The organism is Prosthecobacter sp., assembly GCF_044222565.1.
In the GTDB taxonomy this organism is placed as follows: Bacteria; Verrucomicrobiota; Verrucomicrobiia; order Verrucomicrobiales; family Verrucomicrobiaceae; genus Prosthecobacter.
In genome coordinates this window covers 25101-50130 of the sequence record NZ_JBGANA010000003.1, presented here as the reverse complement: position 1 = coordinate 50130, position 25030 = coordinate 25101, and the positions used below count along the sequence as shown (strand labels likewise).

Sequence of the window (25030 nt, the reverse complement as noted above, 5' to 3'; positions counted from 1 at the left end):
TGAATGGATTGTAAATTTTATGTATATCATCAAATTAAACCTAGATTTAATTAGACTTAGCCATAACTTTCATACCATCATGACCTTTCCAAAGCTTATCTCTCTGGTTTTTGTGGCCACCCTGGCCACAGCATCGGCTGACACGGTGACCGTGCAGGGGTTGGATAATAATGGGAACTCCATCGGCGAATATGTGATCGACGGGCAGACGTACTGGTGGCTGTGCATCGAGCCTGGGCCGCCCGCGCTGAGCAATCAGACGATCACGGCGCAGACGCTGTCGTTTCAGGATGGCTGGACGGTGCAGAACACCGAGCGCAACAGCATCTACCAGTCTGATCCCTTTTTCTACGCGAGCATCATCCCCAAGCAGATCTCTGTGATGGAGTACGTGCTCGACAAGTACCTGCCGTGGGACACGCTGTCCGGGGCGTCCGGCCGCTTTACAGAGCAGAGCGGAGACTACCATAACTTTGGCAACAACGACCCGTTCTTCAACGCGATGTATGCGGTGGTGAATTTCCTGGCGGAAACGGAAGGCAAGGAGCCGAAGTCGGACTTCACCGACATGAGCGACTACGTGGACTACAACAGCGGGCTGGGAACGGCCGTGGGTGACGCCCGGTCTGCGATCTTCCAGAGCATCCTGAGCGACGTGGCGGCAAAAGATGGCGCGGGCTATTTCTCCACGTACACTGCGGAGCACGGGTACTTCACGGTGAACACCTTTTTGCCAGAGAACGACCCAAACAACTGGCAGGACGGACTGGTGATCGGGTCCTTTGCCCCGGTGCCGGAACCTGGCAGTGCGATGCTGATCGCCTGCTTTGGGATCGCGCTGATGCTGCGTCGTCGCGGGCGGATGAATTGATTGGAGTTTGAAAGAGCGCACAAGGCGCTGAGTCAGTCCCAGCATGGTTTTATGCACCTGGAAGCCACCACGACTCTGTTTTTTCGGGTGTGGATGGCCTCTTGGATGAAGGTACTGGCGGTGTGCGGAGCGGCGCTGGCGCTGGCGGGCGCCGCCAAGGGACAGGAGATGAGGCTTGAGATCACACCTGTGGTGAACGGGGAAAGATTGAGGATGGATGAGTGGATGGTGCCGGTGCTGAGCGGAGGCGAGAAAGCTCAGGCAAGGATGACGCGGATCGACTGTCTGCTTTCGGGACTGGCGCTGCAGAGGAAGGACGGGACGTGGGTGGAGTCTCGCGACTGGTTTGCCTGCCTGAGCGCAGGAGCGGGAAGGCTGACGGCCAAGGGATCGGGGGTGCCGGAAGGTGAGTACCGAGGCCTGCGCTTCCGGATTGGAGTGGATGAGGCGACGAACAAGGCGAACCCGAACCAGCATGCGCCGGATGATGCGCTGAACCCGCAGGTGAACGGGCTGCACTGGGGGTGGCAGGGCGGGTACATTTTTATGGCTCTGGAGGGGCGCTGGATGAATGGGGGAAAGGAAGATGGATTTTCATATCACATCGCGAATGCGCCGCAGCTGATGACGGTGGAGGTGGCGGTGGAGTTTCGCGGAGGGCGGCCGCTGACGGTGGGGCTGGAAATGGACCTGGAGCGCGTGCTGGCGGGGATGGACTTTGTGAAAGACGGGAGCTCGACGCACTCGCGGGAAGGCGATGAAGCAGCGGCGAAGGTGAAGCGGAACATCGAGCGTGCATTTCGGGTGCGCAGCGTGAGCCATGACGTGTATCAACTACCAGCCTATACCAGCGCGCCCGCCCCCCTGCCCTCCGGGTCGCACGCGCTGACACCGCCGATGACGCAGCGCTTTCCGCAGGTGAAACTGCCGGCGGACAATCCACTGACGGAGGAAGGCGTGGCGCTGGGAAGGCAGCTGTTTCATGACAAGCGGCTGTCCAGCAACGGCACGCAGTCATGCTCGGCATGCCATGACCAGACGCATGCTTTTGCGGATGCACGAAGGTTCAGCGTGGGGGCAGAGCAGCAGGTGGGGAAACGTAATGCGATGCCCCTTTTTAATCTGGCATGGCAGCAGGCATTCTTCTGGGACGGGCGGGCGGCCACACTGCGCGAGCAGGTACTGATGCCGATCCAGGACAAGCATGAGATGAACGAGACGATGCCAAATGTGGTCGCTAAACTGAGCGCGGATGAGGCGTGCGTGGCGGCGTTTGCGAAAGCCTTTGGCAGCCGGGAGATCACGGCGGAGCGGGTGGCGATGGCGCTGGAGCAGCACCTCCTCACGCTGGTGTCCCAGGAGTCACGTTTTGACCGGGCGGCACGCAAGGTGGCGGAGCTGACGGAGAGCGAGAAGCGCGGGCTGAAACTGTTTGTAACGGAGTTTGACCCGAAGCGCGGGCTGCGGGGAGCGGACTGCTTTCACTGCCACGGGGGCACCCTGTTTGCGAGCCAGCCATTTGCCAACAATGGCCTGGAGCTGAGCGAGGATGATCTGGGGCGGATGGCGGTGACGGGAATCGAGGCGGACCGTGGAAAATTCAAGACGCCGAGCCTGCGCAATGTGGCGGTGACCGCGCCGTACATGCATGACGGACGCTTTGCCACGCTGGAAGATGTGGTTGAGCACTACAGCCGCGGGGTGAAACAGACGAGCACGCTGGACGCCAATCTGGCGAAGCATCCGGAAGAGGGCATTCAGCTCACGGCGCAGGAGAAGGCGGATCTGGTGGCCTTTTTGAAGACGCTGACGGATGAGAGTTTTACCGGCACCGCCGCCGCCACCGCCACCGCCGTGCGATGAGACGACCGCCCGGCGAATGGTTACCCCGTAAGGACTCGAACCTTAAACGAGAGAATCAAAATCTCCTGTGTTACCATTACACCACGGGGTAGAAGGTGCGCCGAGAGCGAGTGCATTAGAGCCTCATTTTGGCGGTGTGCAAGGGCTGCTTCGGACGGAAATGAGGCGAATTGAGGGTTATTTCACCGGTTGAGCGGCGGGAAAGGAAGTTTTTTCTGACTTTTGCGAGTCCGGGCAGGATTGAGGCTGGAGGCCTTGATTTTCCTTGGCTGCGCCGATTTCAGTAAAGTGTGATTTTCCTGAAATTATGGAAATATGAAATATTTATTCTTGCAATATATTTTATAATTTACATAATGGTTGAGTAATTCAGAATAAACTTATGAAGAAGCTCATCCTCATCCAGAACGACTATCCCGGCACCGGCAAGAGCACCCTGGCTCTGTGCTTTCACCGCTACCTTCAGCAGTATGGTGTCTCCCACCAACGCCTCTCCCTGACCGAAGAGGACACCCAGACGCAGGAAGGGATCACGAACCTCGATGCGAGTTCGCTGACACCGCGAACCTTTCTTGACCACATCGATGCCTCTCCCCTGACCATCCTGGACGTGAGCACGGGACTGGGAGAATACTTCAACAAATTCTACCAAGGCTGTGAGATGGACATGACGCTGCAGGCAGCGGGCGTGGCTGTCTCCGTGGTGCTGCCGGTCACGGCAGATCGCGAGAGCTTTGACTCAGTGACGGACGCGGCGGAAGTCTATTCCGACAATGCGGAATACCTGATCGCCCACCTGGTGACGAGCTGCTATGACGAAGACGACAAAGTCTGGGACACCAGCTACGCAGCGCGGGTGATGGACATGTTTGAAGCCGTGGAACTGCACATTCCAGAGATCAACTTCCAGGCGGAACTGAGCACCGAGCACATGAGCCTGGACACCGCCCTGCAGATCGAAGACGCCGAAGAGCGGCTGGGCAAGGAATTCAGCAAGTGGCAGCGCCGCGTGATGGGCCAGGTGGACAGCGCGCGCCAGTATCTGTTTGGCGATGCCTTCCGCCCCACAATGGCGCCGAAGCCGGTGAAAGCAGTCAAGAAGGCGAAGACGAAGCTGGCCGCGTGAGAGCGGAGTTGACGGTGGTTTACGGTCGTTGACGATGGTTGACGGTTGTTTTCCAAACCGATTTCCGATCCAGCGCTAACAATCGTCAACCATGGTCAACGATTGTTCAGCCATCGTAAACTCTGCCTTCTTTACTCAAACAATTCAGGGTAGCAGCGATTAGCGACGGCCCGGCTGAGAGCACGTATCTCGGCCGGGCTGGCACATTTGAGGACGGTTTTGGCGAGGGCTTCGCAGTCTGGAACGGAAAGGCGGCGGACGGCGTGCTTAACACGGGCGATCTGAGTGGTGGCGACGCTGAGTTCGTTCAGGCCGAGTCCGATCATCAGCGGAGTGAGGGTGAGATCTGAAGCCATCTCCCCGCAGATGCCGATGCGGATGCCTGCGGCGCGCGCAGCTTTGACGGACATGCCGATCAAACGGAGCACGGCCGGATGAGCGGGCTGATAGAGTGCGGCGACGCGGTCATTGAGGCGGTCAACGGCAATGGTGTACTGAGTGAGGTCATTGGTGCCGAGACTGAGGAAGTCCACCTCGGCAGCGATCAGATCTGCAGAGAGAGCAGCGCTGGGGATCTCGATCATGGCGCCGATTTCAATCTCCTCCGGCACGTAAATGCCCTCTTTGGTGAGCTCTTCGGCACAGTCTTTGAGGATGGTCTTGGCATCAATGACCTCCTGAACACCGGAAACCATGGGAAACATGATGCCGACACGACCGTGCACGGCCGCACGCAGGAGCGCACGGAGCTGGCGCTTGAACAGATCCTGCCTTCCCAGGGAAAGGCGAATGCCACGCCAGCCGAGGAAAGGGTTTGGCTCGGGATCGACGGCGAGACGCTCGTCCACCTTGTCGCCACCGAGGTCGAGGGTGCGGAAGACGACGCGCTTGGGGGCCTGGGACTGAACGACACGGCTGTAGGCGGAGGCGAGTTCGTCCTCCGTGGCATCCGGATTTTCCAAATGGAGAAACTCGGTGCGGAAAAGGCCCACCTCCTCGGCACCGCTGTCCTCGACGATCTTCATCTCTTCGATGAACTCGGCATTGGCACCGACGCAGATGGCGGTGCCGCATTTGGTGAGCGAGGGCTTGTGACGCTCCAGCTGGAAGGCGTCCTCACGACGCTCTGCCTGCTCCTCGCGCAGACGATAGCGGGCGAGGGTCTCGGCGTTGGGATTTTTGATGAGAAGGCCGCCCTCTCCATCGAGCAGCACCGTGTCGCCGCTGTGCAGTTCATCGCAGATGCCGTGCATTTTGACAACGGCGGGGAGCGCGAGCGAGCGGGCGATGATGGCGGCATGGGAGACGGCGCTGCCTGTTTCCAGGGCGAAGCCGAGGACCTTGCTGCGGTCAAGCTGCACGGTGTCCGAAGGAGTCAGGTCATGCGCGACGACGATGACCGGCTCGTCAAACATGGGGTGGTCAAGAAGCTCGCCACGGAGATGGCGCATGACGCGGTGGGTGACGTCCTTGACGTCCAGAAAGCGCTCACGCAGATAAGCGTCCGAGAGGCCGCGGAGGGCGTCCATGTGCTTGCACATGAGCTTGTAGTAGGCCCAGTCCACACAGACGCGCTGCTCGCGGACGGTCTTTTCCGTCTGCTTCAGGATGGTGGTGTCCTGAAGGATGAGGAGGTGAGTTTCGAAGATCTCGCTTTCGGCGCTGCCCTGCTCTCCGGCCATGACGCGCTGAAGCTCCTCGATCTCCCTGCTGGTGACAGCGAGAGCGGCGTGAAGGCGCTGCATCTGGTGGTCTTCGGTTCCCGGCTCGATGCTGTCCTCATCCGGCTCGTCAAAATGATCCTTCAAGACGTGGACGACCGCATGCGCAACCCCGTTCGACACTGCGGTGCCGGTCCAGGTTTTTTCTTGCAACGGGGGGAGGGAACTCATTTTCCGAGCCTACCTTTCATGAGGAGAAAGCATTTGGCAAACGCCACCATGCATCAAACTGAGGCAAGCACTTTGTCCACGCGCTTTTTCAAGGCTTCGGCCTTGGCTTCCTCGCCAATGATCTCGAGCATGGCGATGTAGTCGGTGGCGATGGCCTCATAGCTGCGGGACTCCTGCGGGAGCTGAGATTCCAAGATGGAAAGGCTCTTTTCAAAGTGCTGCTGCGCGGCGGCATTGTCCTTCAGCTCATGGCAGGCGGTGGCGAGATTGCACAGGGACTGGGCGACATCGCGGTGATTTTCTCCGAGGACTTCCGCACGGATCTGGAGGCCGTCCTCAAACATCTCGCGGGCCTGATCTGGAAAGCCGGCGGCGTAGTAGAGGCTGCCGAGATTGTTGAACACGCAGGCGACGGATTCGGACCTGCGTCCGCGCTTGTTTTCCAGAGTCTCCAGCGCACGGAGGTAGTGCTGCTCAGCCAGAGCGAACTTGTCCATGCACTTGTAGGTCATGGCGAGATTGTTGCGGAGCTGCGCGGCGACCTCGGCGTTTTCCCCACCGAGGGCTTCATGATTGCTGATGGCCTCTTCGTAGAAGGGCAGCGAGTCGGCCTCCCGGCCACTGAAGTCCAGCAGGGTGGCGAGATTGGTGCGCAGACTGGCCAGCACATCGCCGGGCAGTTCGTGACCCGCCGCGAAGTCGAGGGCTTCACGGTAGGCGGCTTCGGAGGCGGCAACGTCCCCGGCATCACGCTGGGCATCGCCCAAAGCGAGCAGGGCCCGAGCGAAGGCGGGAGCCTTGCCAGGAAACTCCTTCACCGCAGCACGCTGTGCCTCCACCGCTGAGAGGGCGGCTTGAACGGCAGAATCGGCAGAGACGGAAGAAGGTGTTGTTTCGGGCATGTTCTCGGCAAAAAAAGGAACGGTTGGTCGGGCGCGTACCTTCGTGGACAGAGGCGCCTCCCGTCAAGTGCCGCGTTTGGCCCAAAGCACAAAACTCGGGGGAGGAAGCCCCAGTTTAAAGTTTTAAGTTTCAAGTATTAAGTTCTGGAGGGGGACGACTTGAGCCCCTCTTCTCTCATGGCTTGAGCCAGAATTCGAAGAAGCGGTAGATTTGCTCGTTCGATTCTTCGTTGGGGTCGTGCTTTTCACGGTTGGTCATGGCCACGCGACTGGAGGTACCAAGGAGTTGATTGACTGCGATGGAGTGATTGAGGACGGACCAGCGCTTCGGGGGATCCTCGGCGCCTCCGGAGACGAGGAAGGGACGCGGGGCCATGAGAGCTTCGAGTTCCTGGAGGTCGTGGCCTTTTTCGATAAGGGTTTTATAGGCGCCGGTACGGGGGCTGTCTGGGGTGACAAGGCCGGGCTTGCGAGTGAGGGCGGGATCGAGGCCGAGGTACCAGGGTTCCTGGTAATTGATGCTGCCGCGTGTTTCGTCGAAAATGATGCCGGGATCGCTCCAGACAGCGCAGGCGTATTTGTCCCAGAGACAGGAGCCGAAGAGAGACCATTTGCCGCCGTAGGAGTGGCCGACGATGCCAACGCGAGCGGGATCGACCTCGGGCAAGGAGGCAAGAGCCTGGTACATGTTGGCGCTGATGTAGCCGAGATAGGAAAGCGGCTGGCAGTGGGCGACGGTGCTGAGGACGGGCTTGCGGGCGTCTCCACCGGGGGAGCCGATGCAGAGGGTGACGAAGCCGCGGCGGGCGAGCTGCCAGGCGAAGTCGCGCAGGGGTTTCTCGCTGAGGCCGGCGCTGGTTTCGGGATCGTAGTAGGGGACGAAAACGGCGGGGCGTTTGCCGGTGGTGGCGGGGAGAAGGAGGTAGCCGAGGCCGGTCTGGCCGGGGGCGATTTCGATGCGGATCTTGCGCTGGGTGACGTCCCCTTCCCTCTTGGTGGTCTCCAGCACTTCGATCTTTGGCTGCTCGATGACGGCAGGCCACGCGCCCATGATGGTGTGCCAGCCGGCGAGAATCTCGGCGCGGCGCCTGGCCCAGTCGGCAGGAGTCTTGACGGGGGAGCCGTCGTTGAAGATGAGGGGGGATTTGCCGGGAGAGAACTGGCCGGCGAATTCGGCGGGGACCTGGGTGAAGGGGAGGTCTTCTGCGTGAGTGAAGAGCGCCGAGGCGAGGATGCCGAGGAGGAGCGAAAGTTTCATGGAGAGATTGGTATGGGATGAACGGCGGTTTGCGCGGATTCCATGCAGGCGCGCTGATTTCTTCCGCCGCGAATCACGTGCGCAGTGCCGAGCATGCGAGTGCTGCGCCGGCGCTGCAGGAGCAAGGACGAGGACGACGCGTTCAGCGCGCGCCTTATTCCCGCAGATGTTCGCGAAGGATGCGGACGACTTCCTTGACGACTTCGGGGCGCTCGACGCAGCCGTGCCAGCAGGGGAGGACTTTTTCCGACTGCGCGCCTTCGAGATGGGAACTCCGGTAAGGGACGGCGCCGTCGGAACTTTCGAGCAGAGGCTTGCGCCCATACTGGCCGATGATGGAGTGGTAGGGCACGGGGATGGGCACGGAGTTCAGACCGTCATAGAAGGGATGCTCGTCTGAAAGTGTGCCGATGCTGAGAAATGCAAAGAACCCCCAGTCACGGATCTGGGGGGAGAGGGCGTCGGTGTTGCCAGTGATGAGCTGCTGGGAAATGAGCAAGGTGTCCACGGGCAAACGGATGAGGGAAGCGAGGCGGCGAACGATGTTCATGCCGGCGATGTTGCTGCCGTGGTGTGGAGTGGTGATGAAGACCAGGCGCTTCACCTGAGACTGCGGCTTGAACTTGAGCGTGCTGACGAGGCGGTCGCGATCAGAAGCGGAAACATTGAGTTTTTCGGGGGGCTTGGTGAAGATGGCGTTCCAGAGCTTGTCCTTGGGATCGATGGCCTGCATGCGGCTGAGGAGTCCGCCCATGCTGTGGCCGACGAGGATCATGCGATTCATGCCGGGGTCGTTGCGATCCGGGTCGTAGTGGTCGCGGGCCTGCTGAAGGGAGGCACGGAGGCGGGCGGAAGTCTGAGGCACGCTCATGCCGGTGGGGTAGAGGAAGTACCAAGGCTGATATTTTTTCCGCAATTCGGGATCTGAACTGATGGCATTGACGGTGTTCAGCCAGATGTGGGGGTCTGACATGAGGCCGTGCACAAAGACCACAGGAATGCGCTGGGGATCATACGAGTCCATGCGGTAGAGCTGGCAGTCTCCCAGAGTGCGCTCGGGATAGAGGAGGCCGAGCCAGGAGAACAGGCGCATTGTTTTTGGGGACAGGGCGCGGTCCTTGGCGGCGGTAAAGTTAGCGGCGAGGGGGCGCTCATCCTGGCGGACCTTCACGGATTCGACATTCAAGGCATTGTGCAAATGCAGCCGGCAGTGGCGAGGAGTGGCGGGGTCTGCATCGTCATCGTCCACCTCCATGACGGCGGTGAGGGTGAGGTTCCCACCGTTTGGAGGCATGAAGGGGTGCTCCTTGCGGGCTTCGGGGGTGCGGAGCACGTGTCCGACAACGGGCACCCCCAAACCAGAACGCTCCGAGAGCGTGTCTTCGGAATGCGTTTTCTTCCGCGAAGGAAGAATGATCTGGTCCATCTGCGCGGGTGGGACTTCACGACGCGGGCTGGCCTTGGGGTCGAAGTCAATCTGGAAAGACTGAGTTCCAGAGGCAAAGACAGTGCCGCTCTGCCAGTAGCGGGGGCTTTGGTGATCATCCCACTCATGCAGGAAGCTGGCGAGCGCCTGATCATACTGATCCTGCGCGCGGCGGCGCTGGGCGGATGGCCCGTGATGCATGCCGTCCCAGCCCGCAGCCATGTGATCCAGCAAAGCGGCCATGCGGCGTTTTTCACGCGCGGTCAGCGAGGTCTCCGCGCGCGGTGTCTCCACGCGGAGCACCGAGTGGCAGGAAACCAGCACGCCACAGGTGGCGAGCGCCAGAGAGCGGAGCACACTGCCGGGCGGCATCACTTTTTCTCCACGATGGGTGTGAGCTTGATGTTGCGGATGGCCGCGGTGGTGCTGAATGTGGTGAGAGAGAGCGGCAGGTAGCTTTCGATGGGACCGGGACGGATGCCGATTTTTTTGCCCTCGATGTCTTCATCGATGATCTGCTTTTCGCCGAGCCAGGCGCTGAGATTTTTGGGAGTGACACGAAGCTTGATGGCGTACCATTCGTCGTCCTTGTAGCGCTGGTAGCTGGAGGTGTTGTTGTCGGAGGCGTCCATGCCATCGATGCAGGAGATGCCGGTGACGCTGCCGCCCCAGCCGCCGCAGACGAGGGTGGCGCAGTGTTTGAGGTCGCCGACGGGAAAGGTGAGGCCGACGAAGAAATCGACGCCCTGCATGCGCTTGGCTTCGAGCGTGATCTCGTAGTTGGTCGTTGGCAGAGCGGCGGCTTTCTTGTAAATGGCACCGCTCACGTTTTCCCCCTGATTGATAATCATGAGGCCACCCTCCAGTTCCACCACCCCGCTGCCGCCGACGTCCACGGTCTCCCAGTCGTCGAGTGATTTGCCGTTGAAGAGAACGACTTCCCCGGCGGCCTCAGGTTTGGCGGCGGCGGGCTTGTCTTCGGCAGTGACAAAGGCGGTGCCGAGCACCAGAAGAGAGGTCAGGATGGAAAATTTCATGGCTTCGGCCCGCACCCTCAGCGTGGCACGGCCCACGGTCAAGCTTCACAAAAATCACCTTCAATCATGCTCAACCCCGATCTAAAAACCATCATCATCATGGGAGTTTCCGGCTCCGGCAAATCCGTCGTCGGCAGCCTGCTGACCGCGAAACTCGACGGCGTCTTTGAGGATGGCGATGACTTCCACCCGGCGTCAAACAAGGCGAAGATGTCCGCTGGCACACCGCTGAACGACGAGGACCGGTGGCCATGGTATGCGAAGCTGCGGCAGCGGATCGAGGACATGCGGCACCTGACGCCGATCTATGTGCTGGCATGCTCCGCGCTGAAGCCGGAGTATCGTGACAAGCTGCGGGCGCACGATCACGCGGAGACGCTGAAGTTTGTGCTGCTGGAAGGGACGCAGGAACTCATCGCCACCCGGCTGGCGGGGAGGAAGGGGCACTTCATGCCGCCTAGCCTGCTGACGAGCCAGCTGGCAACGCTGGACCCGACGCCCGATGTCCTGCGAGTGTCGATCGATCAAACGCCGGAAGAGATCGTGAACGACATCATTCAGAGACTGGAAAAGGCATGAGCGGCAAAGTTCAGCGTCTGTTCTGGGGATGGGATGCGCCGGTGCTGGAAAAGGCCGTGGCCTACCTGTGCCGCGGCTGGGATGGCAGGCAGGCGCTGGATCTGAGCAGCACTCTGCTGCTGGTGCCGAACGGTGAGGCGGGACGCCGGCTGCGTGAAGCGCTGGCGCAAACGACCAACGAGACGGGAACGGCGGCGCTGGTGCCGCACCTGTGGCTGCCGGAGCAGGCGCTGCTGCCTCAGACGCGCCGGCATGTAGCGGCGACCGCACTGCAGGCGCAGATGGCGTGGCAGCGCGCCCTGGAGCGCGTGCCACTGGAGGAACTGAAGGCGCTGTTTCCAAAACTGCCGAAGGAGCGCGGCTGGGGCTGGGAGGCGGAGACGGCGCGGATGCTGGGTGAGCTGAAAATGCTGCTGGGGACCGGTGGGCTGACTTTTGCAGACACAGCCAGTGCGCCGGCGGCGCAGCGCGATGCGGCGCGGTGGCAGGACCTGGCGAAAATCGAAGAGGTGTACTTTGAAGAACTCGCGAATGCGATGGTGACGGACGGGCAGGCCCTGAAGAGGCGGCATGCGCATGAGCCGGTGCTGCCGGAGGGCGTGGAGAAGATCGTGGTGCTGGCGTCTCCCGACCTGCCGCCGCTTCTGGACGCGTGGATCGCGGGATGTGCGAAGCGTGGCGTGGGTGTGGTGGTAGCGGTGCAGGCACCGGAAGCGATGGCGCATTCGTTTGATGCCTGCGGCAGGCCCTTGCCGCTTTATTGGGGCGAGTATGCGGAGAACAGCCTGCCGTTTGATGACGGGCAGATCGATGTCATGCGCGACCCTTCCACGCAGGCGACGCGGACGCTGGACCTGATGCGGGAGCTGGTGCCGCAGGGACGAACGGCGCTGGGTGTGTGCGACGCGGAGGTGGGGAGCCTGCTGCTGGAGAAGCTGGCGCTGGAAGAGGCGCGGAGCTTTGAGCCAGGAGGCACGCCGGTGCAGCGCGAAGGTTTGTGGCATGTGCTGGAGTGCTTCCGAGTGCTGCTGAGCACCGGGGCGTGGCGGGCGTTTGCGGCGCTGCTGCGCATCGAAGAATTTCGGGATGCTGTGATTCCGAGAGTGGCTGGTGCGAAGGTGATCCCGATGGATGGCGCAAATGGTGACGAGGGCGATGGAGCGAGAAAACCAAGCGTGTCTGCGCTGCTGCGCGCGGCGGATGATTTTACCAGCGAACATCTGCCGGTGACGTTGGCGCATGCGAAGGAGCTGCCGCTGGCGAGATACCCTGCCCTGCTGCCCGCGGTGAAGCACACGATGGACCTGCTGGATGAATTGAAGAAGCAGACACCAACGCAGGCGGCGCGGACGCTGATCCTGCGGCTGCTGGGCGAGCGTGAGTTTAATCCCGAAGCGCCGGGGCACCGGGAACGGACGGAGCTGGCGAGCGAGTGGCTGCGGATCACTGAGGAGCTGGAGCAGGAGGCACAGCGGTTTGGACTAAAGCCAAATGCGGAGGATACTTTTTCTCTGTCGCTGGAGTGCCTCGCGCAGAGCCGGCTGGCGGAGCCGCGCGGGGAGATCGACCTGGTGCTGCAAGGCTGGCTGGAACTGCTGTGGGAGAAGTCGCCGAACCTGATCGTGACAGGACTGAATGAGGAGCATGTGCCAGGCATTTTCATCAGCCACCCCTTTCTGCCGGACGGGCTGCGCAACGCGCTGGGGCTGCCGTGCCAGAACACACGGTTTGCGCGTGATGCCTTCATCCTGGCGGCACTGGCCCAGCAGCGGCTGGGCGAACGCGGCAAGCTGCGGCTGCTGTGCGGCCAGTGGAGCGACGGGGGCGATGCGCTGAGACCCTCACGGCTGCTATTTCTGTGTGACAACAAGGTGCTGCCGCAGCGCGTGGCGCATTTGTTTCCCAAGGAGGAGGAGCAGCAGGCGGAGGCAGAGCCGAAGCGCGTGCTGGCGTGGCCGCTGCGGCCGGACTGGAGACCGAAGGCGGTGGAGACGATCTCGACTTCGCGGCTGCGGCAGTATCTGGGCTGTCCGTTTCGCTATTACCTGACCTATACCCGAAACATGGCCGCCGTGGAAACGGGCAAGCGTGAGCTGGATGCGGCCGAGTTTGGCAATCTGATTCATCATGCGTTTCATCGCCTGAGCCTGGAGGCGAGCATGAAGGACTGCACGCATCCGGGGCAGATCACGGAATGCCTGGAGGCGGCGGCAAGAGAGCGTGTGCGGGAAATCTACGGTGAACGGCCCGCGCCGCTGATCACTTTGCAACTGGACAGCATTCTGCAACGGCTGCAGCAGGCGGCGAAAGTGGAGGCGCTGAACCGGCAGCAGGGGTGGCGCTGCATTGAAGCGGAGCTGAAGATCGGCGGGGAGGAGGATGCGCTGCCGTTTTTGATAGGCGGGGCACGGCTGAAGGGCCGGATCGACCGGGTGGAGAAGCATGTGGACGGCACGCTGCGGATCGTGGATTTCAAAAGCTCTGACAAGCCGCGGCCGCCGGAGGAGTCTCACTACAAAGTGATCACCACACGGACGAAACTGACAGAGGCGGATGAATGGAAGTGCTTTGACCTGCCCGATGGCAAGCGGGGCCTGTGGCTGGACCTGCAGCTGCCGCTATACGCGGCGGCGCTGCAGCAGCGCGGACAGCCGGTAAGCCGGGTGGCGTATTTTGCGCTTCCCAAGAGCATTCAGGAAACGGAGATCCTGTCCTGGGAGGATTTTGATGAGGAGCTGATGGCGGCGGCGCTGGCGTGTGCGGCGGAAGCGGTGAAGCGGATCCGTGAAGGAGTGTTCTGGCCACCGGCGGAGCGGGCGGCGAACGGGAGCTACGAGGAGATGCTGCTGGGGGACCCGATGTACAGCGTTCAGCCGCCTCTTGCATAATCACGAGGCCCCGCTTATCAAGCTGGCTCTTTATGTCCGACCTTAAACTTCTCATCACTGGCAGCAAGGGCCGCATGGGCCAGGCCATCATTCGTGCCGCCGAAGCTCAAGGCGTCGCCGTCGCCTCCACCGTGGATGTGGGCGATGCTCTGTCCCCTGCTCTGGACAAAGCCGACAGCGTGATCGATTTCTCGTCCCACCTTTTCACCAATGAGCTGCTGGACGAGTGCCTGAAACAGAAGAAGAGCCTGGTGATCGGCACGACGGGGCATACGAATGAGGAGCTGGCACGCATCCGTGAGGCGGCGAAGACGCTGCCGGTGGTGTTTGCGTCCAACTACAGTGTGGGTGTGAACACGCTCTTCTGGCTGACGCGCAAGGCGACGGAGCTGCTGGGACCGGACTTTGACCTGGAGGTGGTGGAGATGCACCACCGGATGAAGAAGGATTCGCCGAGCGGAACGGCGCGCACGCTGGTGGAGATTCTGGCAGATGTGCGCGGTCTGGAATATGACAAGGACTGCAAGCACGGCCGCTTTGGAGATGTGGGCGCTCGGACTCCGAAGGAGATCGGTGTGCATGCGATCCGCGGCGGGGATGTGGTGGGCGATCACACGGTGATCTTTTCGAACGTCGGCGAACGCGTGGAGCTGACCCACAAGGCCAGCAGCCGTGATACTTTTGCCAATGGGTCCGTGCGCGCTGCGGTGTGGCTGCAGGGGAAGCCTGCGGGGCTGTATGACATGCAGGATGTGCTGGGGCTGAAGTAAAAGTTTGCGATGGCTGGCAGTGGTTTGCCGTTGTTTGCAATGGTTTCCAAACCGCTGCATACCCTCGCCTACGACTGAAAATCATGAAATTCGGCATCGCCCTCGGCTCCAATCTCGGCGATCGCGCTGCCAACATTCAGCGCGGCATCGACCTGCTGATGGCGCGTGTGCCAGGCATCCGGCTGAATGCGAGTGCGCGGGTGTACGAGACTGAGCCGGTGGATTGTGCGCCGGGGACGCAGGCGTTTTTGAATACGGTGATTGAGGTGGCTGCGGAGTGCAGGCCGGAGGAGCTGCATGTGCATTTGAAGGCGGTGGAGCAGGCGCTGGGAAGGCCGGAGCAGCGGGAGAGGAACTCGCCGCGTACGCTGGATCTGGACCTGTTGTATGCGGATGATGTGGTGAGCGATGATCCCGTGCTGACGCTGCCACACCCTCGCATGCATCTGCGGCGCTTTGTGCTGGAGCCGCTGGCGGACATCCGGCCGGAGTTGGTGCTGCCAGGGCAGAAGGAGACGGTGGCGGACCTGCTGAGGGAGATGACGGTTGTTGACGGTGGCTGAACGATCGTTGACGGTGATTTTTAAAATCCACGCCAACCACCGTCACCTCTCCTCATGACCGAAGCGCAACCTGCACCCAACTCCGACCCTGGCCGCTGGATTCGTTTTGCCCTCGTCATGCTGCCCGTGGGCACGATCATTCTTGGCATCGCGTCCTTTGGCATCTGGCAGTGGAAGAAGGACCAGGCGGCGGACCGGTCCTTCAAGTATGCGCAGGCGCTGCGGCGGACGATCAGCGCGGAAGGGATTGAACGGCATGTGGGGATTCTGCGCACGGCGCTGAGCAAGGAGGACCGGGACCTGAGCATCCCGGGGTATCTGCAGTCCACCATGGGCGCGGAGAACATGGGCTACAATGTGAGGCGTGAGCGCTTCGGCAGCGAGCAGTCGGTCATCGACGCAGAGCTGACGGGGACCAAGCGGCCGATGGAGGTGGTGATGGTGCTGGTACCTTATGGCGGCGCCCCTGAGCGTGCCGAGAGCACGGCGCAAGCGATCGCTGAGAGCCTGAGCATCGCGCATGAAATCACGGGCGAGAAGGTGGTGCGCTCGTTGCGTTTTGCGTTCATTCCAGACACACCTGCCGCAGTGGAGGAGCTGAGCAAACTACTGAAGCGCGACGGGGAACGGCTAATGCATTTGTTTGTGCTGGGCGGACCGGAGACGGAAGGCATCGCCACCATCTCACGGGTGCTGGAAACCACGACGAAAGGCACACGCGTCATCTCCCAGCCCGCGTCAGGCACGGCGCAGGATACGCTGCAGGCCGCCTACACTCTCAAAGCCATGCTGCTGGATGCAGCGGAACTGCCATGATCGTGACCTGCCGTCAGATGCAGCAATGCGAGGAAGCCGCCTTCGAACGCGGTGTGAGCGCGGCGGCACTGATGGAGACGGCCGGGCGGGGCATTGCCGGAGTGGTGCGGCAGTTTGCGCCGCGTGCGGGATCGCTGGTGCTGTATCTCGGCAAAGGGAACAACGCGGGAGATGCGCTGGTGGCAGCGCGGCATCTGGAGGCGGACGGGTGGAAAGTGCATGTTCGGCTGTGCTGCGCGCCGGAGGCGATGAAGGAGCTGCCACGTGGACATCTGGCGGGGCTGCGGAATTTTGTGCGAGTGCTGGATGATGCGATGGCGTTTGATTTCCCAGCAGGGCCGCTCGTATGCCTGGATGGGCTGGTGGGCATCGGTGCCCAAGGACCGCTGAAGCCGGAGCTGCGAATGCTGGCACGGGAGATGAACCTGCTGCGCTCCAAACGGCATGCGATGACGATTGCGATGGACCTGCCCTCGGGCCTGGACGGGGACCGTGGCGAAGCATGCGAGGATGCGGTGGAGGCGGATGTGACAGCGGTGGTGGCGCAGATCAAAGCGGGGCTGCTGGAGGATGGCGCAGATCATTACGTGGGCCGCATGGCTCTGATACCGGTGGCGGAGCTGAACGAAGCCAAGGGTGATGCGCAGGCGGAGGTGCTGACGCCGCGCCTGCTGCGGGAGTGGCTGCCAAGGCGCGCGAATGACATGCACAAGGGTGAGGCGGGGCGCGTGGGCATCCTGGCGGGTTCGCCGGGGTTTCTAGGAGCGGCGGAGCTCGCATGCCGTGGGGCGATCCGCACTGGCGCGGGGCTGGTGACGCTGCTGGTGCGGCCGGAGGCGTATCCGCTGCTGGCACCGCGCATGCCGGCAGAGGTGATGGTGAAGCCAGTGACGGATTATGGCGAGGTACTGGAGATGCGATTTGATGCGCTGGTGGTCGGGCCCGGGCTGGGCTTTGCACATGAGAAAGAGATCATGAAAGTGCTGGCGGAGACCAAGACGCCGACGGTGGTGGATGCGGATGCTCTGACCATGCTGGCGAAGCATCCGGAGGTGCTGGATGCGACGGGCGAGCTGCCGCGGCTGATGACGCCCCACCCTGGCGAGATGGACCGCATTCTGCGCAATTTTCCAGGCTGGCATGGCATGAGCCGCCGTGCACTGGTGGAGGCGCTGACGGAGAATGCACCGGGACGCACGCTGCTGCTCAAGGGAGCGCGTACGGTGATTGGTGCGCATGGTGAGGTGACGCTGTTTAACACGACGGGGCATCCCGGCATGGCCAGCGGCGGCATGGGCGATGTGCTGTCAGGGGTGTGCGCTGCCTTTGCGGCACAGCAGCTGACGCTGCATCATAGCGCGGGGCTGGGAGCGTGGCTGAGTGGACGTGCGGCGGAGCTGTGCGTGAGCGAAGGCGGGATGGCGATGGAGGCGGTGGGGGCGACTGATGTGGCGGCCAAGCTCGGTGCGGCGATGCGGGATTTGAAGGAGGGGCGGTTTTGAGGGAGCGGAGGGAGTTACAAGTTTAAGGTTTCAAGTTTCAAGTTGGCGGAGCACTGCGTGGAGACGGGACTGCAGTGCAGATAGGCGCAGCGAACCGGACCGGCTAAAGCCGGGACTCCAATACGAAAAAGCGAAAGCGGGCTACACACCTTCCAGTCAGGCAGGCTTTCTAAACAGTCCCATGACGAAGGTGATTATGGCGAGGACGAGCAATAGATGAACGAACGCGCCAAGGATGTGCAAACTGAGCCAGCTGGCGAGCCAGAGGATGAGGAGAACGATAGCGACCGTGTAGTACATACCGGCTCATCGCTGCCGGCTGAGGATTTGGGCGTGCGAGACTGCGGGAACCTTGTTTATGGTGGACAGACGCGGGGTGTTGGGAACGAAGGCGTGCTTCTGCGTCACCATCACCTCCTTTTTCCGTAACTATTCAGGTTGGTGGTAATTGGAATGGAAGATGCGGCGCACTGGGGCTTTGGCCCCCCCCTCACCCGACCTCTCCCCGAAGGAGGCTCAGAGCTGCTATGTCTGGAGCGGGGAGAGGAGGTTTGCGTTGTTACTCCGACTGAGTTTTAAAGCGTCCCAACGCCAATTCCCTGAACCATCATACCCAGATTCCCTGAGGACCTGAATAGTCACCTTTTCCCCCGGTCACTTCACGGCTTCATACAATGAAGCGATCCCGAAGGTGAGCTGGCGGGCTTTGGCGCTGGCGAAGCCGTTGGCGCAGATCATGGACTCCATGTCTTTGCCGGAGGGGAAGCGCTCGATGGAGCCGCAGAGATAGACGTAGGCTTCGCGCTTGCCGGTGATCCAGCCGGCGATGCGGGGCATGATCTGCTTGAGATAAAAAAGGTAGAGCTGACGAATGCCGGGGACGCGAGGGATGGAAAAGTCGAGAACGAAAAGGCGGCCGCCAGGGCGGAGGACGCGGCTCATTTCCTGAAGGGCGGCGGGCCAGGAGGCCATGTTGCGCAGACCGAAGGCGACGGTGAGGACGTCGAAGACAGCATCCTGAAAAGGCAGCGCGAGGCCGTCCGCCGCGACGAGGGAATGGAAGTGGCGGGCCTGAGCCTCACGCATCATGGGGACGGAGAAATCGGCACCAAGAACTCTGGCCTGAGGGCAGGCTTTTTGAATGGCCTGGGCAAGGTCGCCACTGCCAGTGGCAAGGTCAAGAATGCGGCGGGGATTGAGTTCGGCGATGCGACGGGAGGTGGTGCGCCGCCAGAGGCAGTCAATGCCGAGGCTGAGGACGTGATTGGCCAGCACATACCGCGACGCGATTCCCGCAAATGCCTGCCTTACGAATCCTGCGTCTTGCATGTCTCCTTCACCTTTCTGTGTAACCGGTCACCGTTTTTCTCGCACTGCATGGCGGCCACATTGCCGCCTTATCCTCGTTTGACGAGCCGTTTTTTAGAGGGCTTCAGGGTGGAAAAACAGCCGCGCGGCATCAGCACCGCATGCCTTCGATCCTTTGACATACCGCCCTATTCTCAGCGACGGTTCTCACCTGCAGCCGCCTCAACGTTTCCGAGGGAAACCCCTCAGTTAGAGGGGGATGGTGCTCACGAAAGGACTCGAACCTTCACGATGTTACTCACTAGAACCTGAATCTAGCGCGTCTACCAATTCCGCCACGTGAGCAATGGAGTCGGGTTGACTGGGGACGTGAGTTTTGACCACGCCAGAAAATACTCAAGCGGGAAAAATGACTTTCTTCTGGCGAGACGTCAGAGCCGGGGTTAGGCGCGTGCGCATGTCTTTTCGTCTTGAGATGCTGCAGGTGGCGCGGCTGGCTCCGAAACTCCTGGGGGAGTCGGCGGAGCTGGTGGAGGCGTTTTTACGTTCGCGGGTGTCCCCCGAGGGAGGTTTTTTGGATCGCAATGAGAAGCCGGACCTGTACTACACCGTCTTTGGGCTGGAGGGACTGCAAGCGCTCTCGGTGGATGCGAGCACGATCCCCGATGTGAAGCCGTGGCTGGCGCAGTTTGGTGAGGGAGAGCGGCAGGATTTTGTGCATCTGTGCTGCCTGGCGCGCTGCTGGGCGAATGCGGGGATGCAGGATTTTTCCACCGCATCGCGCGAGGCGCTGGCGGCTCGCATCGAGGCGTTTCGCTGTGCGGATGGTGGTTACCATCAGGCGCCGAATCGGGCCAAGGGGAGCGCGTATGGCTGCCTGCTGGCCTGGGGCGCTTATCAGGATCTGGGGGGAATACCGCCGGAACCATGGCGGCTGGCTGAGTGCATGGGCGGACTGAGGACGAAGGATGGGGCGTGGTCGAATGAGCCCGGGATTCCGGTGGGATCTACGACGGCAACAGCAGCGATGGTAGCGCTGCACCGGCACATGGACATGGCCCCGCCAGCGGAAGCGGTGGACTGGCTGCTGCGGCAATGCCTGCCCGCGGGGGGATTTTTAGCGCTGCCTGCGGCTCCCATTCCTGATCTGCTTTCCACGGCCGTGGCGCTGCATGCGCTGGATGCGGTGCAGGCGGATTATTCAAAGGTGAAGGAGCCGTGCCTGGATTTCGTGGATTCGTTGTGGAATGCCACGGGCGGATTTCACGGCAACTGGACGGATGATGTGCTGGACTGCGAGTATACGTATTATGGAATGCTGGCGCTGGGGCATCTGGCGTAGGCGATGAGCGCACTGAAAGCCATGAGGCGAGTGTGCGCGTGAGGGATCAGGATGATCCCTCTCCTGGGTGGGTTCGGTGTGATGTTTGGGCGCAAAAAAACCCGGGCATTGCTGCCCGGGTTTTCGGAAGTGCTGGATTAATTAAGCGAGGGCTTCCGTGAGGATGCGACCGCCGTTGACGATGTCGATGGGGCGACCGCCGTCTGCCATGATGCGCTTCTCGCTGTTGATGCCGAGGAGGCGATACATGGTGCGGGCAAGGTCTTCGGGTCCGACGGCATCGCGATCTGGCTCACCACCGAGGGCGTCGGAGGCACCGTGGATGTAGCCTTCTTTGACACCACCACCGGCAAGGGCAACGGAGAAGACGCGCGGCCAGTGGTCACGGCCATTGGTGCCGTTGATCTTGGGCGTGCGGCCGAATTCGGAACTGACCATGACGAGGGTGCGCTTGAGCATGCCACGGTCTGCAAGGTCGGTGATGAGGCGTGCGAAGGCCTGATCGAAGTTCGGGGCCTGGCCGTTGAAGGCGTCCTTGATGTTGGAGTGGTGGTCCCAGCCGCCGTAGTTGACGGAGACCATGCGGACGCCGGCTTCCACCAGACGACGGGCGAGCAGGAAGCGCTGACCGGCGGTGTTGCGGCCGTATTCGTCACGCAGCTTGTCGGATTCCTTGGTGAGGTCAAAGGCTTCGCGGGCTTTGGCGCTGCTGATGAGGCCGTAGGCGGCCTGATAGAAGCTGTCCATGGCGCTGATGGAGTCGGCTTTTTCGACGGCCTTGAAGTGCTCGTCCACAGTGCCGAGGAGATTGCGGCGGCGGTCGAAGCGCTTTTCATCGACGTCTTTCGGGGTGAGGAGATCGCGAACGGTGAAGCCTTTGTCAGCGGGGTCGCTGCCGAGGGCGAAGGGGCCGAAGGCGCTGCTCATGTAACCGGTGCCCTGCTCAGGAGCGACCATGTTTGGCACGACGACGTAGGGAGGCAGGTTGTTGCGGCTGCCCTGCTCGTGAGAGATGACGGAGCCGAAGCTGGGGAACTTGATGGCCGGGCTGGGGCGGTAGCCGGTGAACATGTTGTGCGTGCCACGCTCATGGGCGGCTTCACCGTGGGTCATCGAGCGGATGACGGTGAGCTTGTTCATGATCTTGGCGATGTTCGCGAACTTCTCACCGACGTATTCGCCAGGGATGGAAGTCTTGATGGGAGTGAAGGGGCCGCGATAGTCTGGAGAGGCAAAGGGCTTGGGATCCCAGGACTCGTGCTGCGCCATGCCGCCGGGAAGGTAGATGTGAATGACCGAATCCGCGACCGCCTTGAAGGACTCCACTTCAGGCATGACCTGAGCCGCCTGGAGGCGAAGCATCTCGGGAAGCGAGAGGCCAAGACCGCCGAGCATGCCGACGTAGAGGAAGTCACGACGGCTGACACCGGAGCGCAAATCAAGGTGATTGCCTTGGCAGAGTGAGTGCATTTTCATAGGAGAAGAGGGGGGGAGTTGTTGCTGGATTCGTGAGGAATTACGGGGCGCTCAAAGCGATCTTGCGGATCTTGCGAAAATTTACACAAATCCTGATGAGGGGCGATTCGGAGTCTCAGGGGGTGACCCAGCCTGCCTGCACGAACTGATGGATCCACACCTGGAAGTCCACCGGGGCGTCCGCGGGAAACTTGAGCTTTAGAATCATCGGCACGGTGGCGTCTGAGCTTTGCTGCAGGCGGAAGTCCAGCTCCCTGGCCAGAGCGCTGGATTTTTCAGCGTAGCCATAGACGACCTTGGCGCCGGGTTCGGAGATATTTCGAAGGCTGTAGCAATTGAGCACCGAAGGATCGCCGAACTGATTTTCAAAGTGTCCTGCCGGAGAAACCTGCACGCGAAACAGCGTGGGGGCGGCCTGTTTCAGATCGAGGAAGTCAGACCAGGCCATCTCGCCGGCACCGACGAAGGATTCCCAGTCCACCAGGGGGCCGGAGGCGGAGTGCTCGACGGTGGCAACGCGACGACCGCCGCCCTCGAACACGACCACGTGCTCGCTAAACTTGGGAGACTTTTCGGAGGCTTCAACAATCGAGTCGAAGGCAATGGGGCCATCCGCATTTTTTGCGTAGTAGATGCTCATCAAGGGGACCACACGCAACTTGTCGCGCACCAGCAGAGCGCGCTTCTGCCAGGTGGGTGTTTTCAGGAAATTGGCCAGAGCCTCCTCAGCAGCGGCGAGCTTGGCAAGATTTTCACCCAAATTGCTGGGAGCCACCGGAAGAGCCGTTGCAGTCTTGAGGTTTTCACTTCCCGGAGGACGAAAGACGAGGTTGCCGGAATTTATCTGCGGCTTGGGCTCATCCGGGGGCAGCATGGAGGCCAGGGACGGAGCCACGGCGCCGTTTTCTCTGGCAGGCGGGGATCCGGCCTTTTCAGCCGGAGGGGTGGTGGCGGCCTTTTGCGGTTCGGCGGCAGATGGAATCATGCTCCAGGCGACCAGGAGAAGCACGAGGACGCCGACCACGGCGGCACCGATCAGCAAGCGCTTACGAAACAGCTGGATCTCAGGATCCATGCGCATGCGCTCGAAGGCGTCTCCAGGGAGAGGCTGGGGCTCATGGGAAGGCTCCATGCGACTCTGGGCCACAGGGGGTGCGGGGGCCGGTTCGTTCTGACCCATCAGCAGCGCACGGCGCTTGGTCTTGGTGGTCTTCTCCGCCATCTGAAGCATCACCATCTGGCCGCATTCGGGACAGGGGCGTGAGCGTGTCACTGAGGAAACCTGGATTTCGACAGTTTTTTCGCAATGAGGACAAACGAGGGTGGTGGCCGGCATTCTGGGCTGACTTTGGGGGTAACGAACAATCTGGCTTGTGGATGGATGCCCCGCAACCGGTGGTTGTTCAATTTGCCTACCAACCCGACATGGCCACCCCGCCGGAGGAGCGCAGGCGCTGCAGGCCCCAGCTCATCATGATCCGGGCATCCTCCCAGATATATTTGGTCTTGGTGCCAAGCTGCACCAGGATGACCTCCCGGCTGCCGCTGGCCGCGCTGGAGATCAAACAGCGTCCGCTGGCCACGGTGTATCCGGTCTTCATGCCGTTGCATTCAGGCATCTTGCCGAGGAGTTCATTGGTGTTTGTGAGAGTGACCACGTGCCCGTCCGCGCGGCGGAAGGCGAAGTATTTCCGCCGGACCACGTCGCGGATGGTGCTGTTACGGTAGGCAGCCATGGCCACGCGGGCCATGTCCCGCGCGGTGGAGTACTGGCCGCTCACCGTCAGGCCATGGGGGTTTCTGAAATGGGAGTTGGTGCAGCCGAGGGAGCGAGCCTTGGCATTCATTTTTTCCGTAAAGGCGGAGATGCTGCCGGCATTGTCACGCGCCAGTGCATTGGCGACGTCATTGGCGCTTTTCACCAGGAAGGCATAGAGGAGCTCGCGGCGGGTATAGACTTCACCGGGCTTTATGCCGAGGCGGGTGGGCTCCACGGAAACGTCCGAGGCCTGGATGCGGACCATTTTGTCCAGATTTCCAGCGTCCAGGACGACCATGGCGGTCACGAGCTTCTGAGTGCTGGCCACACCGCGCGCAGTCTCAAAGCTGCGCCCGGCCAGATGCTGCCCCGTGCGTGCGTCCAGAAGGAGGTAGGAGGCGGCTCGTATGGACGGACCGGAGGTGGCCACCAGCATGGGACGCTCCGGAAGCATGACGGGCATGATCTGGGCGGAGTCTCCCTGGGCATACATGTGCTGGGTATTGGGAGCGACGGGGATGGCCCGGGTCACCCCCTGCTCGGCACAGCTGGCCAGCGACCACGCGGCCGTGACCGTCATCAATAGCTGGATCAATCTTGTCATCATGCGTTCAACATCGTGGGAGAGTGCCATAACGGTTCGCAGCTTTCATGCCGTACAAACATCTGTGGCAGGGTCCATCTAGGCCACCGGGAGTTTATTGTCAAACCTTGCGCCCGCCGCGCGGCGCTCCATGTTCGCGCCCCATATGGCACTTATCATCAACGGCGAACACATCGACGACGAAATCATTGAGGCGGAGTTTCGCCATATCAAAAGCCACTACGAGCGCACCCTGCAGGTGGCCTGCTGCGAGAGAGACCCTGAGTTTCGCGGCATTGCCAAGGACAACCTGACCTCGCGTGCGCTGCTGGGGCAGGAAAGCCGCAGAAGATACCCAGAGGTGTCCGAAGCGGACGTCACCGCGCGCCTGACCAAGCTGATCGACGAAGCGGGCGGCGAAACGCAGTTTTACATGAACATCGGCATGCCGATGAAGGACGAGGCCGTGGTACGGGAAAACGTGTCCGGCGGCGTGCGGCTGGACAAAATGCTGCAGGAGATCTACGCGCCGGAACCTGAGCCGACGGAGGCTGAACTGCGCGAGTGCTATGAGGCAAACCTGAAGCACTACATGACGGAGGAGGAGATCAAGGCCTCCCACATCACCAAGAGCCTGCAGGGCGCCACGAGCCGCAAGGAAATCTACCAGGCCATGCGGGATGTGCGCTCCCAGCTGCTCGCGGGCGCGGATTTCGCCAAACTGGCGGAGGAGCACCGCAATGCCGAACAGCAGCAGATTGACCTGGGGTGGTTCAAGCGCGGTGAGTTCATGGAGGAGTTTGAGACGATCGCCTTTTCGATGGGCGAGGGGGAGATCAGCCCGGTCTTCACCACGCAGCTGGGCTTTCATGTGTGCACCGTCACGGGGCGCAGGCCGTCGGTGGCCCTGCCTTTTGAAGATGTGAGAGCGGAGGTGAGGAACCGGTTCATCGAAGAGTACCGGGACAAGAAATTCAATGCCTTCCTGGAAGAGCTGAAAGCCACTGCGAAGGTGGAAGACACGGACCCGGAAGGACACAACTGCGGGCACTAGGCAGAAGGAAGTTTC

The 25030-nt window shown here is 61.4% G+C and carries 21 protein-coding genes and 2 tRNA genes; 11 read left to right on the top strand and 12 right to left on the bottom strand.

Annotated elements, in window-relative coordinates:
- Positions 1 to 79 precede the first annotated feature (79 nt).
- A complete protein-coding gene (locus ACILSR_RS04685) occupies positions 80 to 871 on the top strand; it encodes a PEP-CTERM sorting domain-containing protein (RefSeq protein ID WP_395748568.1) in 792 nt (263 codons plus the stop codon).
- A gap of 51 nt (positions 872 to 922) precedes the next feature.
- The gene (locus ACILSR_RS04680) at positions 923 to 2734 is read left to right on the top strand and encodes an MbnP family protein (RefSeq protein ID WP_395748567.1); all 1812 of its coding nucleotides are present in this window, start codon (positions 923 to 925) and stop codon (positions 2732 to 2734) included.
- Positions 2735 to 2751: 17 nt separating this feature from the next.
- On the opposite strand, the gene ACILSR_RS04675 is transcribed toward ACILSR_RS04680, so the two are convergent.
- A tRNA-Gln gene (locus ACILSR_RS04675) sits at positions 2752 to 2825 on the bottom strand.
- A 291-nt stretch (positions 2826 to 3116) separates the two neighbouring features.
- On the opposite strand from ACILSR_RS04675, the gene ACILSR_RS04670 reads away from it, so the two are divergent.
- A complete protein-coding gene (locus tag ACILSR_RS04670) occupies positions 3117 to 3860 on the top strand; it encodes a hypothetical protein (RefSeq protein ID WP_395748566.1) in 744 nt (247 codons plus the stop codon).
- A gap of 131 nt (positions 3861 to 3991) precedes the next feature.
- Here the strand turns inward: ACILSR_RS04670 and ptsP are convergent, their stop codons facing one another.
- The 5 genes from ptsP to ACILSR_RS04645 all read right to left on the bottom strand — a co-directional run bounded on the left by ptsP (position 3992) and on the right by ACILSR_RS04645 (position 10375).
- The gene (gene ptsP / locus ACILSR_RS04665; RefSeq protein WP_395748565.1) at positions 3992 to 5752 is read right to left on the bottom strand and encodes a phosphoenolpyruvate--protein phosphotransferase; all 1761 of its coding nucleotides are present in this window, start codon (positions 5750 to 5752) and stop codon (positions 3992 to 3994) included.
- Positions 5753 to 5805: 53 nt separating this feature from the next.
- Positions 5806 to 6654 (bottom strand): tetratricopeptide repeat protein, encoded by an 849-nt coding sequence (locus ACILSR_RS04660; protein WP_395748564.1) that lies wholly within the window; start codon positions 6652 to 6654, stop codon positions 5806 to 5808.
- Positions 6655 to 6829: 175 nt separating this feature from the next.
- The gene (locus ACILSR_RS04655) at positions 6830 to 7912 is read right to left on the bottom strand and encodes a dienelactone hydrolase family protein (protein ID WP_395748563.1); all 1083 of its coding nucleotides are present in this window, start codon (positions 7910 to 7912) and stop codon (positions 6830 to 6832) included.
- A gap of 154 nt (positions 7913 to 8066) precedes the next feature.
- Positions 8067 to 9695 carry an esterase/lipase family protein gene (locus ACILSR_RS04650; protein ID WP_395748562.1) on the bottom strand — a complete coding sequence of 543 codons (1629 nt, stop codon included), beginning with the start codon at positions 9693 to 9695 and terminating at the stop codon, positions 8067 to 8069.
- A gap of 14 nt (positions 9696 to 9709) precedes the next feature.
- Positions 9710 to 10375 (bottom strand): DUF1080 domain-containing protein, encoded by a 666-nt coding sequence (locus ACILSR_RS04645; protein WP_395748561.1) that lies wholly within the window; start codon positions 10373 to 10375, stop codon positions 9710 to 9712.
- A gap of 66 nt (positions 10376 to 10441) precedes the next feature.
- On the opposite strand from ACILSR_RS04645, the gene ACILSR_RS04640 reads away from it, so the two are divergent.
- The 6 genes from ACILSR_RS04640 (at position 10442) to ACILSR_RS04615 (ending at position 17493) form a co-directional block, all read left to right on the top strand.
- A complete protein-coding gene (locus ACILSR_RS04640; protein WP_395748560.1) occupies positions 10442 to 10954 on the top strand; it encodes a gluconokinase in 513 nt (170 codons plus the stop codon).
- On the top strand, positions 10951 to 13842 hold the full coding sequence (locus ACILSR_RS04635) for a PD-(D/E)XK nuclease family protein (RefSeq protein WP_395748559.1): 2892 nt from the start codon (positions 10951 to 10953) through the stop codon (positions 13840 to 13842). The genes ACILSR_RS04640 and ACILSR_RS04635 overlap by 4 nt, the downstream gene beginning before the upstream one ends.
- 32 nt (positions 13843 to 13874) lie before the next feature.
- A complete protein-coding gene (gene dapB / locus ACILSR_RS04630; protein WP_395748558.1) occupies positions 13875 to 14612 on the top strand; it encodes a 4-hydroxy-tetrahydrodipicolinate reductase in 738 nt (245 codons plus the stop codon).
- A gap of 83 nt (positions 14613 to 14695) precedes the next feature.
- Positions 14696 to 15175: a 2-amino-4-hydroxy-6-hydroxymethyldihydropteridine diphosphokinase gene (gene folK / locus ACILSR_RS04625; RefSeq protein WP_395748557.1), complete on the top strand. Its 480-nt coding sequence runs from the start codon at positions 14696 to 14698 to the stop codon at positions 15173 to 15175.
- A 54-nt stretch (positions 15176 to 15229) separates the two neighbouring features.
- Positions 15230 to 15991, top strand: coding sequence for a hypothetical protein (locus ACILSR_RS04620; RefSeq protein WP_395748556.1), 762 nt, complete (start codon positions 15230 to 15232; stop codon positions 15989 to 15991).
- On the top strand, positions 15988 to 17493 hold the full coding sequence (locus tag ACILSR_RS04615; protein ID WP_395748555.1) for an NAD(P)H-hydrate dehydratase: 1506 nt from the start codon (positions 15988 to 15990) through the stop codon (positions 17491 to 17493). Before ACILSR_RS04620 ends, ACILSR_RS04615 begins: the two co-directional genes overlap by 4 nt.
- 156 nt (positions 17494 to 17649) lie before the next feature.
- Here ACILSR_RS04615 and ACILSR_RS04610 read toward each other — a convergent pair whose 3' ends face one another.
- From ACILSR_RS04610 to ACILSR_RS04600, 3 genes are all read right to left on the bottom strand, one after another.
- Complete coding sequence (locus tag ACILSR_RS04610; protein WP_395748554.1) at positions 17650 to 17793, bottom strand: lmo0937 family membrane protein; 144 nt, start codon at positions 17791 to 17793, stop codon at positions 17650 to 17652.
- 354 nt (positions 17794 to 18147) lie between these two features.
- The gene (locus ACILSR_RS04605) at positions 18148 to 18822 is read right to left on the bottom strand and encodes a ubiquinone/menaquinone biosynthesis methyltransferase (protein WP_395748553.1); all 675 of its coding nucleotides are present in this window, start codon (positions 18820 to 18822) and stop codon (positions 18148 to 18150) included.
- 239 nt (positions 18823 to 19061) lie between these two features.
- A tRNA-Leu gene (locus ACILSR_RS04600) sits at positions 19062 to 19146 on the bottom strand.
- Positions 19147 to 19258: 112 nt separating this feature from the next.
- Here ACILSR_RS04600 and ACILSR_RS04595 point away from each other — a divergent pair.
- Positions 19259 to 20143 carry a prenyltransferase/squalene oxidase repeat-containing protein gene (locus ACILSR_RS04595; protein ID WP_395748552.1) on the top strand — a complete coding sequence of 295 codons (885 nt, stop codon included), beginning with the start codon at positions 19259 to 19261 and terminating at the stop codon, positions 20141 to 20143.
- A 141-nt stretch (positions 20144 to 20284) separates the two neighbouring features.
- On the opposite strand, the gene ACILSR_RS04590 is transcribed toward ACILSR_RS04595, so the two are convergent.
- The 3 genes from ACILSR_RS04590 to ACILSR_RS04580 form a co-directional block, all read right to left on the bottom strand.
- Positions 20285 to 21619 (bottom strand): DUF1501 domain-containing protein, encoded by a 1335-nt coding sequence (locus ACILSR_RS04590; protein WP_395748551.1) that lies wholly within the window; start codon positions 21617 to 21619, stop codon positions 20285 to 20287.
- Between the two features lie 115 nt (positions 21620 to 21734).
- Positions 21735 to 22892 carry a hypothetical protein gene (locus tag ACILSR_RS04585; RefSeq protein WP_395748550.1) on the bottom strand — a complete coding sequence of 386 codons (1158 nt, stop codon included), beginning with the start codon at positions 22890 to 22892 and terminating at the stop codon, positions 21735 to 21737.
- 139 nt (positions 22893 to 23031) lie between these two features.
- The gene (locus ACILSR_RS04580) at positions 23032 to 23985 is read right to left on the bottom strand and encodes a D-alanyl-D-alanine carboxypeptidase family protein (RefSeq protein WP_395748549.1); all 954 of its coding nucleotides are present in this window, start codon (positions 23983 to 23985) and stop codon (positions 23032 to 23034) included.
- Positions 23986 to 24127: 142 nt separating this feature from the next.
- On the opposite strand from ACILSR_RS04580, the gene ACILSR_RS04575 reads away from it, so the two are divergent.
- A complete protein-coding gene (locus tag ACILSR_RS04575) occupies positions 24128 to 25015 on the top strand; it encodes a peptidylprolyl isomerase (RefSeq protein ID WP_395748548.1) in 888 nt (295 codons plus the stop codon).
- The last annotated feature ends 15 nt before the right edge of the window (positions 25016 to 25030 follow it).

Coding starts and splice junctions, on each gene's coding strand:
- ACILSR_RS04610 (WP_395748554.1), bottom strand. CDS start 17,793: ATGTACTACACGGTCGCTATCGTTCTCCTCATCCTCTGGCTCGCCAGC.
- ACILSR_RS04655 (WP_395748563.1), bottom strand. CDS start 7,912: ATGAAACTTTCGCTCCTCCTCGGCATCCTCGCCTCGGCGCTCTTCACT.
- folK (WP_395748557.1), top strand. CDS start 14,696: ATGAAATTCGGCATCGCCCTCGGCTCCAATCTCGGCGATCGCGCTGCC.
- ACILSR_RS04580 (WP_395748549.1), bottom strand. CDS start 23,985: ATGATGACAAGATTGATCCAGCTATTGATGACGGTCACGGCCGCGTGG.
- ptsP (WP_395748565.1), bottom strand. CDS start 5,752: ATGAGTTCCCTCCCCCCGTTGCAAGAAAAAACCTGGACCGGCACCGCA.
- ACILSR_RS04660 (WP_395748564.1), bottom strand. CDS start 6,654: ATGCCCGAAACAACACCTTCTTCCGTCTCTGCCGATTCTGCCGTTCAA.
- ACILSR_RS04680 (WP_395748567.1), top strand. CDS start 923: ATGCACCTGGAAGCCACCACGACTCTGTTTTTTCGGGTGTGGATGGCC.
- ACILSR_RS04620 (WP_395748556.1), top strand. CDS start 15,230: ATGACCGAAGCGCAACCTGCACCCAACTCCGACCCTGGCCGCTGGATT.
- ACILSR_RS04615 (WP_395748555.1), top strand. CDS start 15,988: ATGATCGTGACCTGCCGTCAGATGCAGCAATGCGAGGAAGCCGCCTTC.
- ACILSR_RS04635 (WP_395748559.1), top strand. CDS start 10,951: ATGAGCGGCAAAGTTCAGCGTCTGTTCTGGGGATGGGATGCGCCGGTG.
- ACILSR_RS04605 (WP_395748553.1), bottom strand. CDS start 18,822: ATGCAAGACGCAGGATTCGTAAGGCAGGCATTTGCGGGAATCGCGTCG.
- ACILSR_RS04590 (WP_395748551.1), bottom strand. CDS start 21,619: ATGAAAATGCACTCACTCTGCCAAGGCAATCACCTTGATTTGCGCTCC.
- ACILSR_RS04575 (WP_395748548.1), top strand. CDS start 24,128: ATGGCACTTATCATCAACGGCGAACACATCGACGACGAAATCATTGAG.
- ACILSR_RS04640 (WP_395748560.1), top strand. CDS start 10,442: ATGCTCAACCCCGATCTAAAAACCATCATCATCATGGGAGTTTCCGGC.
- ACILSR_RS04645 (WP_395748561.1), bottom strand. CDS start 10,375: ATGAAATTTTCCATCCTGACCTCTCTTCTGGTGCTCGGCACCGCCTTT.
- ACILSR_RS04685 (WP_395748568.1), top strand. CDS start 80: ATGACCTTTCCAAAGCTTATCTCTCTGGTTTTTGTGGCCACCCTGGCC.
- ACILSR_RS04670 (WP_395748566.1), top strand. CDS start 3,117: ATGAAGAAGCTCATCCTCATCCAGAACGACTATCCCGGCACCGGCAAG.
- dapB (WP_395748558.1), top strand. CDS start 13,875: ATGTCCGACCTTAAACTTCTCATCACTGGCAGCAAGGGCCGCATGGGC.
- ACILSR_RS04595 (WP_395748552.1), top strand. CDS start 19,259: ATGTCTTTTCGTCTTGAGATGCTGCAGGTGGCGCGGCTGGCTCCGAAA.